The organism is Caldibacillus thermoamylovorans, assembly GCF_000751775.1.
Classification (GTDB): domain Bacteria; phylum Bacillota; class Bacilli; order Bacillales; family Caldibacillaceae; genus Caldifermentibacillus; species Caldifermentibacillus hisashii.
In genome coordinates this window covers 16,194-30,784 of record NZ_CCRF01000044.1, presented here as the reverse complement: position 1 = coordinate 30,784, position 14,591 = coordinate 16,194, and the positions used below count along the sequence as shown (strand labels likewise).

The window sequence follows — 14,591 nt, the reverse complement described above, 5'->3', positions numbered from 1 at the left end:
GCAACAATTTTTTGGATACATCATATTCAAAACCATTTCTTTTGCTTATCTTCTTTTATAATTTTTTTCTATTTTAATTTTCATTATTTTTCATGTAAATTTATAATAGTAATATAGGATTAAATAATTAGGAGGTTACCAAAATTGGAAAAATGGATGAAACAATTTTATGATCTACCGACCACCTGTATTTCTGATGCATTAAATGGCATGAATAATTTGGATCCATCCATTAAACCATTGCAAGATTCATATAAAGTTGCTGGCCGGGCATTTACTGTAAAGATTCCGGCCGGGGACAACACAATGGTTTTGAAAGCAATCAAGGAAGCTTCACCCGGAGATGTCCTCGTTGTAGATGCAAAAGGGGAATCTTATCGGGCAGTTGCCGGAGATTTTGTTGTGAGTTTGGCGCAAAAACTTGGCATTGCCGGTATTATCGTTGACGGTGTTATTCGGGATTTAATCGGTGTCCGTTCCCTTAACTTTCCCGTGTTTTCTAAAGGGACAACTGTAGCGGCAAGTTTTAAGAATGGCGCTGGGGAAATAAATGTTCCGATTTCCTGTGGCGGCGTATCCATTACCCCCGGTGACATTATTGTCGGTGATGCAGATGGTGTCGTTGTAATCCCTCAAGCAGATGCCGAGAAAGTTTTAGAAAAAGCTTTAGCCAAGTTAAAGAAGGATGAACAACGAGAAGCCTCGGCATTGCAAGATGAAGCTTCTGCAAGAAAATATTTAGAAGATCTTTTTAGTTAACCCGGAAAATAGCGGACGATACATTTGTTGTCCGCTTTTTCAGCTAGTTCTTATAATCAAGTTCTCTCTCCTTTTTATAGACAGCTATATGTACCCCGTTTTTAACAACTCCTACCGCTAAAGCAGAGAATTTTCATATTCGAAAAACCTGCAAAATTTCATATTTCTAATATTGTTGACTTTAAAACAAGTCAGAAGATATACTTTCTATAAGATCACATGAATCCTAACCGGAAATGAAGGCTCTTTCAAAAACAGGATTATACTAATCTCCTTAAAATCGAAATTCTTTTAAAAATATTTTGATAAAAATTCTAATAGGGTGGTATTTATGCATATTAAAAAATTTGTAACACCTGAAATCATTTTCGGTTCTAATGCAATAAGCCAAGTCGGTGAAGCGTGCCTTCGTTTAGGAGCCAAAAAAGTACTTATTGTCAGTGATTTAGGGGTAGCGAACGCCGGTTGGCTGGAAAAAATTATTCAAATATGTAAAGACAGTCATTTACCTTATGCCACTTTTACAGACATAACAACGAATCCCAAAGATACTGAAGTTGTGAAAGGTGTGTCTGTTTTTCGGGAAAATGAGTGTGACGCCATTATCGGAATCGGTGGCGGCAGTGTCTTAGATGTAGCGAAAGCAATCGCAATACTGGCGACAAACAGTGGAAAAATTAGTGATTATGAGGGAATTGATAAAATTGAAAAACCGCTCCCTCCCATGGTCATGGTTATGACAACGGCCGGTTCGGGTTCAGAGGTTTCACAGTTTTCCATTATCGTTGATTCCGAGCGAAAAAGAAAAATGACCATTGTATCGAAAACGTTAGTACCTGATATTGCCATCATCGACCCTTTTACTTTAATGACAAAGGATAGTGCATTAACTGCCTCAACGGGAATGGATGTGCTGACACATGCGATTGAAGCTTATGTCAGTATTGCCGCGACACCATTAACCGATGTGCAAGCTAAAAATGCACTTTACCTTGTCGCAAATTATTTACGCCCATCCGTCGCCTCAAAAACGAATATGGAAGCAAAAGAGGCCATGGCTATGGCTAGTTTACAAGCCGGACTTGCTTTTTCCAATGCGATTTTAGGTGCTGCTCATGCCATATCACACGCCATTGGTGGCCGATTTCCACTTCCGCATGGGGAAATCAATGCCATCCTTTTGCCGCATATTATGGATTTTAACTTTATTGCCGTGCCGAAACGTTTTACAGAGATCGCTGAAATCATGGGCATTGACACAAGGGGGTTAACACAGCGTGAGGCAGGAAATCGAGCCGTTGCATTTGTCAATCAATTATCAGAGGATATTGGAATTCCGAAAAGGTTAAGGAATATTGGCATAACTGAAGATGAGATCAACCTGATTAGTCAAACCGCACTAGAAGATGCTTGTATGATTACAAATCCTCGCGATATGGATTTTATTCAAGTGAAAACATTGTTGGAAAACATCTTATAAGGCGGTGAACGATTATGCTTGAAGAAAAACAAGAAATGATTGCCCAGTTAACAGGAATAAAATCTTCTAAAAAAAATTACTACACGGAGCTAAAGAAAACGGTCGAACAATTGGAAAAGAAAAATTTACAATTAGAAATCATGAACGAAATAATGAAAAGTATAAAAGTTGATATGCCGTTAGACAATATCTTATCAAATATGATTGATAAATTGCAGATGCTCATCGATTTTGACCATATCAGCATATCTTTACTACAAAACAACAAACTTGTTCTCGTCAATGTTTACCCTAAAGACAGCCGCTGTGTAAAAATCGGTTCGACCATTTTTGAACATAATTCTCTTTATTGGACTGCGTTAAATGAAAGAAAAATAATTTTACAGGAATTAGTCGGCTCACCCATTCATTTCTATGAAAAAAAACATTTAGCAGCACTTCATTTACAAACGATTTTAGTACTTCCCATCTACAGTAAAAATAAAAAAATCGGCGTCTTGTGTATGGGGCGTACGGATCAAACCATTTGGAACGAAGATGAACTGTCCTTTCTTGAACAACTGACCGATCATTTGGCGATAACCATTGAAAACGTTCAATTATACGGTGAAGTTTTACATGCGAAACAACAATGGGAAGACACATTTAAAGCAGTTGATGATATGATCATTGTGTTTGATAAAGATTTACATATTTTACAATATAATGACGCGGCAAATGATTTTTATCAAATTCGGAAAAAAACGAACCTTTTAATAAATGAACCATCATTGAAACAATTAATTATCGATACATTTAACGCTCAAAAAGCCGGTTATTTGGAATTAAATTACCCGGATCAAACAATCTGTGAAGTATATAGCTATCCGATTCATAATAAAGAAAATAATTTATACGGTGTTATTGCTTATATCAAAGATGTAACAGGAAAAAGAAAAATGGAAGCACAGTTGATTCATTCCGGAAAATTGGCTGCGATTGGCGAAATGGCTGCAGGGATTGCCCATGAACTGAACAGCCCGTTAACAGCCATTTTAGGAAATTCCCAGTTGTTATTGAGAGATTTTTCAAAAGAAGATCCGGTCTTTTCTCTCCTTTACGATATAAAAAAATGCGGTGATCGCTGCAAGCAAATCATTAAAAGTCTTCTAACTTTTTCAAGACAGGACGAGTATATTTTTGAACCTGTATCTTTAAATGAAGCGGTCAGTCAAGTACTAAATCTAGTAAAATATCAATTTGAAAAAAATCAAATTCAATTTCATATTCATTTACAACCGGATTTACCTTTAATTGAGGGCAGCCGGACTCAGATTGAACAAATCATCATCAATTTACTATTAAATGCGAAAGATGCCTTGGAACAAACATCACGACAAGAAAAGGCAATAACAATTAAAACCTCTTATCAGCATAACGAACTTCATTTAACTGTTAAAGATAATGGAATCGGAATTGAAGAAGAACGGATATCGAACATTTTCCACCCGTTTCATACAACGAAAAAAAGCGGAACCGGGTTAGGATTATCGGTTAGTTTAGGAATTGCCAAAAAACACGGCGGCTTCATCGATGTGATTAGTCAACTGAATAAAGGAAGTACTTTCACACTAAAATTACCTGTTCAATCTTCTCAAGGAACTGAGGTGAAAATGTGATCAATTTATTAATTATCGATGATGAAATCGAGATTGGTAATTTTTTGTCCCGCCTTTTTACCGCGAAAGGATATCGGGTACAAGTTGTAAATAGTGGAAAAGAGTTTTTTTCAATTAATTTTTCCTTACAAAAATTTCATGCCGCGATGATTGATTTAAAATTACCTGATGTGGATGGTCTAACCCTTTTACAACAACTAAAAAAGTTCCAACCTCGCTGTAAGGCCATTATTATGACCGGGTACAGCACGATAAAAACAGCTGTGGAAGCAATAAAATTCGGTGCTTCTGATTATATTGAAAAACCATTTGATGATATTGACTTATTGGAAAAACAAATAGACAGCTTACTGGAAGATAATGATAAAACTGCACACGAAACTATAAAAAGCATCGCCCATGAAATCGGCTTTATTACCGGCAAAAGTGAAAAAATGGAGCAACTACTGAAAACAGCTTACAAGGTGGCTCAAAAAAATGTGAATGTGTTAATTGAAGGGGAAACAGGCACAGGCAAGGAAGTTTTATCCAGATTTATTCATCATGCAAGCCCAAGAAGCCAAGAGTCTTTTATCGGGGTCAATTGCGGTGCCATTCCCGAATCACTATTAGAAAGTGAGTTGTTCGGTCACGAAAAGGGAGCCTTTACCGGAGCGACTCAACAACGGAAAGGATTATTTTCCATCGCCAGTCAAGGTACATTGTTTCTTGATGAAATTGCAGAAGCGTCTCGTTCAATTCAGGTAAAATTGTTACGGGTGTTGGAAACACGAGAATTTATGCCTGTTGGAAGCGATAAAATTTTCCGGACAAATACGAGACTCATTGCAGCAACGAATGAAGACCTCCAAGAAGCCGTGAAAAACAAAAAATTTAGAGAAGATTTGTATTATCGATTAAATGTCGTTCATTTAACAATCCCACCGCTTCGTGAGCGAAAAGAGGATATTCCGTACCTAATCGAACACCTATTACAACGCTTTCCTAATTCAAATATTACTTTTTCAGATGATGCTCTGGCCTATTTGCAAAGGTATGATTGGCCCGGAAATATTCGTGAGTTAGCCAATTTTGTTACAAGAGTTGTAGCTTTAACCGATTCAAATCAAGCCGTTATTACACCTGGTGACTTGCCGATATCCTATTTTGCTATCTCTTCACACCCGAATATAGGAAGAACAATAAGTAAAAAAAGTGAAGAAAGCGAACTTGAAAGTTATCTTCATCGTTGGACAAATCAAGTTCTCACAGTTTTTAATCAAAAAGAAGAAATAAGTTTAGAAGAGATTCTCGACCAGGTCAAGGATCTAGAAGCATATGTGGGGAAAGCCTTTATCATGAAAACGCTTAAAGATGTTGAAGGAAATCGAAAAGAAGCGGCAAAAAGACTGCAAATTACAATGAGAAAATTACGCTACTTACTTAATGAAAAATGACAGCACTAAAAACACGAACAGGTTTCAAGACATCCAAATCTTGAAACCTATTCTGACAAAGTATACAATCAGGTTCTGAGAACGATCTGATTTATTCCACCTTAACGAGTAGTAACAAGTTTACAAAGAAGAAAAATAGGGGACCGGCTACCTGCATGCGTCCGATTGGTGCAACTCACCTAGGTTGAAGATCCCCTGATAATAATTCACTTTATTCCATATTAATCCAGACACTCTTCACTTCTGTATAATTGTTTAACGCATAGCTTCCCATTTCCCGGCCGATTCCGGATTGTTTATAACCGCCAAAAGGACTTGCCGCATCAAAGACATTATAACAATTGACCCAAACCGTACCTGCATCTAAGCGATGTGCAATATAATGAGCCTTTTTAATATCTTGCGTCCAAACCCCAGCAGCAAGCCCGTAGTGAGAGTCATTCGCTTTTTCAATCAGATCATCTATATCGGAGAAGGGCATGGCTGCGACAACAGGACCAAAAATTTCTTCTTTCGCAATGGTCATAGAATGGTTTACGTCGGCAAAAATTGTCGGTGCAACGAAATAACCTTGACTATAAGGGATATTCCCACCGCTTAACAGTTCTGCTCCTTCTTCAACCCCTTTATCAATATATCCTTTCACCCGTTTTTGTTGCTCACTGGATACAAGCGGCCCCATCGTTGTATCCTCCAGCAAGCCGTTTCCTTGTTGAATGTCTTTTGTCAAACTTACTAAATCACTTACCACATTATCGTATAAACCTTTTTGAACATATAAACGACTACCGGCACAACATACTTGCCCTTGATTAAACATAATACCCATTAACGCACCCGGAACTGCCTTTGATAAGTCAGCATCAGGCAAGACAATATTCGGTGATTTCCCGCCCAGTTCCAACGTGACGCGTTTTAATGTTTCACTGGCTTTTCGCATGATCATTTTCCCGACAGCCGTTGATCCGGTAAAGGCAACTTTATCGACTAACGGATGTTCGACAAGTGGTGCACCTGCTGTTTCCCCGAAGCCCGGTACTACATTAACGACGCCTTTAGGAAATCCAGCTTCATCGATTAGTTTGGCTAAATAAATAGCCGATAATGGAGTTTGCTCAGCGGGTTTCAAGACAACAGTACAACCGGTTGCTAAAGCGGCACCAAGCTTCCATGCAGCCATAAGTAACGGGAAGTTCCACGGAATAATTTGACCGACAACACCCACAGCTTCATGTCGGGTATAGTTGAAATAATTCCCCTGTACCGGAATGGTTTGCCCGACAATTTTCGTTGCCCAGCCGGCATAATAGCGAAAATGTTCAATTGCTAATGGAACATCGGCGTTCAACGTTTCACGAATAGGCTTTCCGTTATCCAAAGTTTCTAACTGTGCCAACTCTTGTTTATGGTCTTCCATTAAATCAGCCAGTTTATAAATTAAGCGGCTTCTTTCAGCAGTTCCCATTCTTGACCAAGGACCACGATCGAATGCCTCCCTTGCAGCTCTAACCGCTAAATCGATATCTTCCGGACCGGCCTCGGTAACATTTGCCAACCTTTCTCCTGTCGCTGGATTTACGGTTTCAAAAGTTTTTCCGGATTGACTATTCACCCATTCTCCATTTATATAAAGCTTTTTCTCTGATTTTAAAAATTGTTCTAATCTAGGAGATAGTTTTACTCCTTTTGTATTTACATTTTGCATTCTATTCCCTCCCCTTTTTACCGGGGGAATAACCCCCAGTGTTAACGCTTTCAAAATATTATGAAATACTTAATACAACACGTCCATTAATTTTTCCATCTTCCATCCGTTTAAATACTTCATTTATATTATCAAGTGGCTGCACTTCAATATTTGTCCGTACTTTTCCTTGTGCCGCAAATTCAAGAGATTCTTGTAAATCTTTTCTCGTTCCCACAATAGAACCTTTTACCGTAACCCCGTTTAATACCGTGTCAAAAATCGGAATTGGCAGTTCGTCATTAGGAAGACCAACAACAACTAATGTTCCGCCTCTTTTTACCGAATGATAAGCTTGCTCGAATGCTTTTTTCGTAACCGCAACACTAACAGCTGCTTGTACGCCGCCAACTTGATCTTTGATTGTCTGAACCGGATCTGTCTTCATACCATTGACGGTTAAATCCGCACCCAATTCTTTTGCCAACTCTAATTTATCATCTTGAATATCAACGGCAATGACATTGAACCCCATTGCTTTCGCATATTGCAGGGCAACATGACCAAGACCGCCAATTCCATAAATCGCTACCCAGTCCCCTGGCTTTGCTTCAGATACTTTTAATGCCTTATAAGTGGTTACCCCTGCGCAAAAGATCGGTGCAACTTCTTCAAAACTTAAATTTTCCGGAACTTTAACGACATAATTAGCCGGTGCTTTACAATATTCTGCATAGCCGCCGTCAACAGAATAACCTGCATTTAATTGATTTGGACATAAAGTTTCTCTACCTGTTAAACAATATTCACATTCACCGCAAGCTGAATACAGCCAAGGAATTCCAACTCGGTCCCCCACTTTAATGGAAGTAACCCCTTCACCAACTTTTTCTACAATTCCAACACCTTCGTGACCGGGAATTAACGGTAACTTTGGTTTGACCGGCCAATCACCGTGTGCCGCATGCAAATCGGTGTGACAAACGCCGCATGCTTTAATTTTCACCAGAATTTCCCCATATTCCAGTTCCGGCACCGGTACCTCCTTGATTTCCAATTCTTGTTTGAACTCATTGACAACTGCAGCTTTCATTAAATTTTTTGAATCCATTTCTACCTCTCCCCTCAAAATTTAACATTCACTATTTAATTTGCAAAAAACGTGCCAATTATGGAGGCGCTTTCCCCCTATTATTTTTCGCTTGCGTTTGTTAGCTGGATTTCTATATTCAAAGCCAGTACTGTACTTGTTAGCGATCAAGAATTGGTATGCCTAGAGCCGAAAAATTGGCACTTTCCGCCGTAATTACGGCTATCAGTGACAAATAATTGGTCCACGCGTCCGGGAGTAAGACTGTAAAAAAGAACAGAGATTCTGGACATAGACAATATAACTAATTCAAAGATTCTCTCCTATCTTTTTATAAATCAATAATAATTAAAAAAGAAAAAGGCCGACAACATATAGGTATCCGCCTCTAAAGCAGTTTTTCGATTAATCTACTCCTGAAAATATTCAAATAATAATGATGTCATTAAAAATATCATTGCTAACGACTTAGCCATTGGAATTTATACCGATTTTTGGGTGAGGCAGGATTATCTGATTAAAAAGGGTGACATTGTTCCGATCCCATTTGAGTATAGTGAAGCACCAGTACTTTCTTTAATTTATTTGCAAGCAAAGAACAAACATGTTTCAATTGCAAAATATCATTGCTGATCTGGACATTACGCTAGGATTAATCGGCATTAGTGACATAGGCGCGTTAAATCCATCAATTTTAGGTAGAGCTAAATGGAATAATCCAATTTCCCCGTAAACATAATACGACGACGAGAATTGATCTCGTCGCCAAATATAAGTTAGAGCTCGGGTACATACCCAAGCTCTAATTTATCAAATTTGTTACAATCGCTGGCCTTTTTTCTGACCGATATCATCATTTGGTGAGTTTCCAGTTCCGTCCCTTGCTTTACTATTCGGTGTACCAAAAATTTGATTGTCTTTCGTAATTTTGTTTCCGGCTAAAAATTGGTCTTTTTTTCTCATATTTCATTCCCTCATTATTGATTTATCGAGTATTTGTTCTGTCATTATTGGCCGTGCCGAAGAAGTCATCGACAATATCATTGAATCTGTCAAACAAACCATCATTATTATTATTATTCGTGCGCATATCATTTGCAAACGTATTTACACGATCATAGAAATCAGGATTTGCAGAAACATACACACGGGAAATTCGGTCATCTGCCCGGCGAACAGCATCGGCAATTTTTTGTTCAAATGCATTGGATACCGGACTATATTGAGCGGTATTGTTTGCATTGTTATTTGCTCCATTTCGATTCGTTGTTTCCCCATTTTGTGTGCCCATATTTTGTCCGGTCGTATTTCCACCGATCCCTGTACCTACATTTTGACCGGCTCTATTTCCACCGATCCCTGTACCACCATTTTGACCCGTATTATTGGCTGGACCAACATCTTGCCCGGTAGAATTGCCGCCGGTTCCTGTACCTAAATTTTGACCTGTTCTATTTCCATTGAACCCGATACCGGTATTTTGTCTATTATTGTCACCGGCAAATGTACCAGCATTTCGTCCAGTCTGAGTTCTGTCATTTTTATTTCCTGCATCATCATTTCCATTAATAGTGCCATCATCTGTATTATTGTTATTGTTGTCCGGATTTACTCTCCCGTTTTCCATAAATGTATTTCCATCACCATCTAATGCCCCATTGCGAGTTGCGTTTCCATTATTGTCAAAATTTACATTTGTCGTTCCTTGATTATTGGTATTTCCACGATTATTTTTGGAAAGTCTAACCGCAACATAAGCGTTATTGTTGGTAATGAGAACATGCGCATCTTCCACTTCTTTCAACTTCTCTACTTCACGTTCAGCAGCTCTTGATGTCTTTACATTTTGATTGTTACGGGTATTATTTTTCACATTCATTGGTCTTGCATTATTGTTATTGCGTGTATTTTGGGTAAATTGAGTACCATTATCGTTATTGTCGCCGGCATTGTCATTGTTTGTACACCCTGTAAGACATAAAGAAGCAACTGCAACACCTGTTATGAACCATTTCATTTTCATTTTCTTCACTCCTTCTCTGGTTCTCGTCTATATCATGTCTTGTTCATGAAAATCTATTCGAGGGAGAAAATGCAAATTTGCTGGAAAATAATCGTTATTGTGATGGCATGGTATGTGAATTTTTGGTTAATAATGAAGGTAATCATTATTTTCGAAAAATCTGTTGTTACAAATCCATAAATTAATCTGCCGAGTTCCTAACGGTGAGATGGCACAAGGAGGTAATGTGAATGAACGACTACTATTATCAATTAGCAACAGTCGTTTATGATCAATTTGGCATTGATCCTTTTGAAAAAATTATGTATAAAAATTACTACTTAACTGTACAAGATTATTTAATTACCGTTAGCATTGACGATGAAATCAAAAATATCCTTGCTTTACTAAAGATGCTTCCCGATAAAAATGAAGCACAAAAATTCATTAACAGTGCAATCACTTATAATATTCAGAGCGTTTTACTTGGAGAAAATGGAAATTCAAAATACAGGTTAAAAGAAATCAATAAAATATTTTAAAACGAGATAGTCCAAATTAGTGCAAAATTGCTTTCGTATATGTGAAACTTCCATCAATGAGAGAGTTGAAATTATTTCACAATAAAATTCCATTATTTCACATATTTTTGTCGTATGTCTTGAAAATTTAGTGTATAATAATATTAACTAAGTAAAAGGAGGCATCAAAATTAACACAATGGATCATTCCGTTTCTTTTTTGCACAACTAATTTTATATGCAAAATTTACTTTGCCATTCAGCAAAGAACGGGATTCCTGTGTCTAATTTGATGTCTAATCGTTCGGAAACTTTTATATTCAACCGGTCTATTCCGGTTTCTTCGGTTTGTCCATTTTAGACGCGAGGTTCCTCGTGCCTTTTTTGTTTGGCAAAATATAGGGGGAATCTGTATGTTTTTACTAAAGGCAAATAATCTGGCCGTTGAAATTGCCGGACAAAAATTATTTGAAAATGTCTCCATTGAAATAAAAGAACAAGAACGAATTGCACTGATCGGTGAAAACGGCATCGGGAAAACAACACTCATCAAGGTCCTTTTGGGAAGGCTCCCGGCTCAGTCCGGGCATGTCCAATACGGCGTAAATAAAAAAGAAATTGGCTACATGGTGCAAGAAAATCAGAGGGATAATGGAACGGTCATGGATTTCGTCATTGCAAACCATCCGAATGCAGTTATCAAAAACGAACTGACACACTACAGTCAACTACTTGCTGAACAACCGGAAGACTTACAGGTGATTGAAGAATATAACAAACGGCTGCAAAAGTATTTAGACGTCCATGGTTACGATTGGGAGATGAATGTAGAAAAAACGTTAAAACAACTTGGCATCCCGGAACCACTTTGGTATCTTCCCTATGCAAATTTAAGTGGCGGACAAAAAACACGGGTGAAGCTAGCGAGAGTCCTGTTACAATCACCGAAATTAATCATTCTTGATGAACCGACGAATCATCTGGACATCGAGTCGATCCACTGGCTTGAAGATTGGCTTTTAAATTTCAAAGGAAGTGTGTTATTCATTTCCCATGAACGGGAATTTATCGACCACGTCGCCACATCAACCTATGAGCTGACCAAAAGTGGGACAAAAAAATACTCAGGTGGTTATTTCTCATATAAGCAGCAAAAAGAACATGAATACAAAACCATGCAAAAGTTGTATGAAAAACAGGAGCAGGAACGTAAAAAACTGCTAGAAACGATTACCCAATACAAACAATGGTATGATAAAGCAAATGCAGGTGCAAGTGTACGTGATCCGTATGCACAAAAGAAGGCGGCTAAACAAGCGACCAAAATGAAAGCAAAAGAAAAAGTATTGGAAAGATTGGAAAAGGAAAAAATTGATAAACCGGAACTGACCAAAACGATTTCAACCAATTTTGTATCTGATGATTTTGGCGGAAGAAAAATGCTTGAGCTGATTAATGTGACATTTTCCTATAGCACAATGCCGATTTTTTCCAATGTTTATTTGGAGTTAAATTGGAGAGATCGATTGGCGGTTGTTGGCCCGAATGGAAGCGGGAAAACCACATTGTTGCAACTAATGGCAGGTATTTTAGAACCCGATTGTGGCCAAGTGAGAAGAAATCCGCAGTTAAAGATTGGCTATTTCTTTCAAGAGCTGGAAAATTTAAATTTTGAAAACTCTATTTTAGATGAAATTTTGATGATACCGAATATTACTCAAGCGGATGCTCGAACGATTTTGGCGTGTTTCTTGTTCCGTCGCGAAGATGTTTTTAAAAAAATCAGCACATTAAGTATGGGAGAAAAATGCCGGGTTGCCTTTGTAAAACTGTATTTTTCCAATGCCAACTTACTTGTACTGGATGAACCGACCAATTATTTCGACATACCAACCCGAGAAACGATTGAAAATGCTCTTATCGTCTACCCGGGTTCAATTGTACTTGTTGCCCATGATCCGTACCTTTTAAGGAAAGTAGCCAATAAAGTGGCGTATATTAAAAAGGGGAAAGTTGATTATTATCCCGGTAGTTACCATGAATGGGAAAAGCATCAAACATTTTCAAACCCGGTTCAGCTAATGATGAATAAGCTTGAAAAATTACAACTCCGATACACACAATTAATGACAGATGAAAATGTAGATCCGGCTCAAGAAGAAAGCAGACTGGCTGAAGTCAAAAAAATTCGAGTAGAAATCGAGGAAATCGAGAAGAAATTAATTGAATAAAATGGTTCTTGTGAGGGCTGATAAAACCATTCCTTAATAAATGGTTATGTCGGTAAAACTTCCATCAGTGGGAAATCTTTTGTCCCACTGATGGTTTCAAGCGTATTTCCTCCTTATCCATAAAAATAAATCCATCATCCACTTTGCTACAAAGACAACAATTACATAACTGATAAAAAGATGGATAAAATTAATTTCTTGATACAGTTTAAATAAACCCATCCGAACGAGAACCGGTTTGAAAAGGAAGGAAAAGATTACCGCAGTCAGTAAACTGTAGATGTAATAATTTTTTTGCGTTTGATTGTCCATTGGTAAACAAGCATGAATGTTACCGGGACTAAGCTGGTATCTAATGATAAACCGGGTATTGGCGGAAAGACGGGGAAAGGATAATTCCAATATCCAAGATTTCTTCCATATAAATCGATATATCCGAAAAGAACATGAATATTATATCCGTAAAAACAAATTTCAAATAGTTTGCTTTTGTCAATTTTAAAATAGAGAAGTACAAGTGGTGCAATAAGAAAGAAGATCATCAGCCAATATTCAAAAGTAGTAAAAATACGATAATCAAAAAAGTATTTATTAAGTGCCGCTTGTGCACCTTCGATCATTTTTACGATTTTATCGAATTGTTCGATACGAATATCCAATGGAATCATCCTTTTATAGAATTTATCTCTATTGACCAATATTTTGGCTATTTTTCCACTTTCTATTCAAATTACACCACCTTGGCGAGATATTGCATAATTCATAAGGAAATTGCCTCTTATTCAAGGCTCAATTCTGATCGTTTGTAAAAGTTTTTCAGCTATTATTTTTACAGTCTTCCTGTTGTTTTAAATCATGACCACAACGAGTACAATATAATTTTCCACCCTCGTGAACCCCATTGAAAAACCCATTTTCACAATAAACATATTTACCACAAGACACGCATTCTCCGATTAATTCCCTCATATGAACATCCCCTTCTTTTATGAATCATCCATCTATTTCAATTATACCTAAATCGAGTTGAACTGCATTTCTTTAATTTTTATTGAATATATTGTTCGTTTTTTATATAATAAGTATTAGTCAGCAGTACTTTTGGAAAAATGAAAAACCGGGAAATAGCTCAGCTTGGTAGAGCACTAGCATGGGGTGCTAGGGGTCGCAGGTTCGAATCCTGTTTTCCCGATATAATAAAGACGTGGGTATTGAGCGGTTTTCAGTTTACTGGATGCCGTTCCTTCATTTTTGAGGAATTATTATGAAAAGGGGAAGGGAATGAAGTGAATAACGAATTAAAAACAATGCTAGAATCAATCATTCAGGAAGCATTAAAACCAATCAAAGAAGAAATGCAAACAATCAAAGGCGAAGTCCAAACCCTAAAAGGCGATATGCAAACAATTAAAGATGAAGTCCAAACCCTAAAAGGCGATATGCAAACAATCAAAGGTGAAGCCCAAACCATTAAATCTCAGGTAAATGAAAATACACAATTATTAAAAGCGGTCATACACCGGCAAGAAGAAACGGATGCTAAATTGGATGCCATTTCCACTGATGTTCATAAGCTGCACGGAGAAATTAACTATATAAAGGAAGAGATGTCCGATATCAAGACTACTGTTGACTTCACTTATCAAAAAACAACCAAAAATGAGTTGGAAATCTTCAAGTTAAAACAAAATTGACTGAAAAAGTGCTATACAAAAAATTAGAAGAGCACG

Annotated in this window: 12 protein-coding genes and 1 tRNA gene; 8 read left to right on the top strand and 5 right to left on the bottom strand. The window is 37.5% G+C overall.

The genetic code is table 11. The annotated features are described in order from the left end of the window. Positions 1-144: 144 nt before the first annotated feature. From BT1A1_RS06670 to BT1A1_RS06655, 4 genes are all read left to right on the top strand, one after another. Positions 145-759 carry an RraA family protein gene (locus BT1A1_RS06670; protein ID WP_034769384.1) on the top strand — a complete coding sequence of 205 codons (615 nt, stop codon included), beginning with the start codon at positions 145-147 and terminating at the stop codon, positions 757-759. A 331-nt stretch (positions 760-1,090) separates the two neighbouring features. Further along, entirely contained in the window at positions 1,091-2,239 is a 1,149-nt protein-coding gene (locus tag BT1A1_RS06665) for an iron-containing alcohol dehydrogenase (RefSeq protein ID WP_034769383.1), read from the top strand. A gap of 14 nt (positions 2,240-2,253) precedes the next feature. Next, on the top strand, positions 2,254-3,897 hold the full coding sequence (locus BT1A1_RS06660) for a sensor histidine kinase (protein WP_081912295.1): 1,644 nt from the start codon (positions 2,254-2,256) through the stop codon (positions 3,895-3,897). Continuing rightward, positions 3,894-5,333 carry a sigma-54-dependent transcriptional regulator gene (locus BT1A1_RS06655; protein ID WP_034769381.1) on the top strand — a complete coding sequence of 480 codons (1,440 nt, stop codon included), beginning with the start codon at positions 3,894-3,896 and terminating at the stop codon, positions 5,331-5,333. The genes BT1A1_RS06660 and BT1A1_RS06655 overlap by 4 nt, the downstream gene beginning before the upstream one ends. Positions 5,334-5,544: 211 nt before the next feature. Here BT1A1_RS06655 and BT1A1_RS06650 read toward each other — a convergent pair whose 3' ends face one another. The 4 genes from BT1A1_RS06650 to BT1A1_RS06640 form a co-directional block, all read right to left on the bottom strand. Continuing rightward, the gene (locus BT1A1_RS06650) at positions 5,545-7,038 is read right to left on the bottom strand and encodes an aldehyde dehydrogenase family protein (protein ID WP_034769376.1); all 1,494 of its coding nucleotides are present in this window, start codon (positions 7,036-7,038) and stop codon (positions 5,545-5,547) included. Between the two features lie 58 nt (positions 7,039-7,096). Continuing rightward, a complete protein-coding gene (adhP, locus tag BT1A1_RS06645; RefSeq protein ID WP_034769559.1) occupies positions 7,097-8,110 on the bottom strand; it encodes an alcohol dehydrogenase AdhP in 1,014 nt (337 codons plus the stop codon). A gap of 816 nt (positions 8,111-8,926) precedes the next feature. Beyond that, entirely contained in the window at positions 8,927-9,070 is a 144-nt protein-coding gene (locus tag BT1A1_RS19065; protein WP_176458970.1) for a hypothetical protein, read from the bottom strand. Positions 9,071-9,092: 22 nt separating this feature from the next. Then, a complete protein-coding gene (locus BT1A1_RS06640; protein WP_034769374.1) occupies positions 9,093-10,130 on the bottom strand; it encodes a YhcN/YlaJ family sporulation lipoprotein in 1,038 nt (345 codons plus the stop codon). A 230-nt stretch (positions 10,131-10,360) separates the two neighbouring features. On the opposite strand from BT1A1_RS06640, the gene BT1A1_RS06635 reads away from it, so the two are divergent. Together BT1A1_RS06635 and abc-f are read left to right on the top strand one after the other, a co-directional pair. Beyond that, positions 10,361-10,651: a hypothetical protein gene (locus BT1A1_RS06635; protein WP_034769372.1), complete on the top strand. Its 291-nt coding sequence runs from the start codon at positions 10,361-10,363 to the stop codon at positions 10,649-10,651. A gap of 392 nt (positions 10,652-11,043) precedes the next feature. After that, the gene (abc-f, locus tag BT1A1_RS06630; protein ID WP_034769370.1) at positions 11,044-12,861 is read left to right on the top strand and encodes a ribosomal protection-like ABC-F family protein; all 1,818 of its coding nucleotides are present in this window, start codon (positions 11,044-11,046) and stop codon (positions 12,859-12,861) included. 266 nt (positions 12,862-13,127) lie between these two features. Here abc-f and BT1A1_RS06625 read toward each other — a convergent pair whose 3' ends face one another. Next, on the bottom strand, positions 13,128-13,520 hold the full coding sequence (locus tag BT1A1_RS06625) for a hypothetical protein (RefSeq protein WP_231553305.1): 393 nt from the start codon (positions 13,518-13,520) through the stop codon (positions 13,128-13,130). A gap of 459 nt (positions 13,521-13,979) precedes the next feature. Here BT1A1_RS06625 and BT1A1_RS06620 point away from each other — a divergent pair. Continuing rightward, a tRNA-Pro gene (locus tag BT1A1_RS06620) sits at positions 13,980-14,053 on the top strand. Between the two features lie 94 nt (positions 14,054-14,147). Beyond that, positions 14,148-14,555 (top strand): hypothetical protein, encoded by a 408-nt coding sequence (locus BT1A1_RS06615; protein ID WP_034769369.1) that lies wholly within the window; start codon positions 14,148-14,150, stop codon positions 14,553-14,555. Positions 14,556-14,591 lie beyond the last annotated feature (36 nt).

What these genes read in the sequence shown, in the direction of transcription:
- BT1A1_RS06665 (WP_034769383.1), top strand. Translation starts at nt 1,091, where the DNA reads ATGCATATTAAAAAATTTGTAACACCTGAAATCATTTTCGGTTCTAAT.
- BT1A1_RS06660 (WP_081912295.1), top strand. Translation starts at nt 2,254, where the DNA reads ATGCTTGAAGAAAAACAAGAAATGATTGCCCAGTTAACAGGAATAAAA.
- BT1A1_RS06650 (WP_034769376.1), bottom strand. Translation starts at nt 7,038, where the DNA reads ATGCAAAATGTAAATACAAAAGGAGTAAAACTATCTCCTAGATTAGAA.
- adhP (WP_034769559.1), bottom strand. Translation starts at nt 8,110, where the DNA reads ATGAAAGCTGCAGTTGTCAATGAGTTCAAACAAGAATTGGAAATCAAG.
- BT1A1_RS19065 (WP_176458970.1), bottom strand. Translation starts at nt 9,070, where the DNA reads ATGAGAAAAAAAGACCAATTTTTAGCCGGAAACAAAATTACGAAAGAC.
- BT1A1_RS06640 (WP_034769374.1), bottom strand. Translation starts at nt 10,130, where the DNA reads ATGAAAATGAAATGGTTCATAACAGGTGTTGCAGTTGCTTCTTTATGT.
- BT1A1_RS06635 (WP_034769372.1), top strand. Translation starts at nt 10,361, where the DNA reads ATGAACGACTACTATTATCAATTAGCAACAGTCGTTTATGATCAATTT.
- abc-f (WP_034769370.1), top strand. Translation starts at nt 11,044, where the DNA reads ATGTTTTTACTAAAGGCAAATAATCTGGCCGTTGAAATTGCCGGACAA.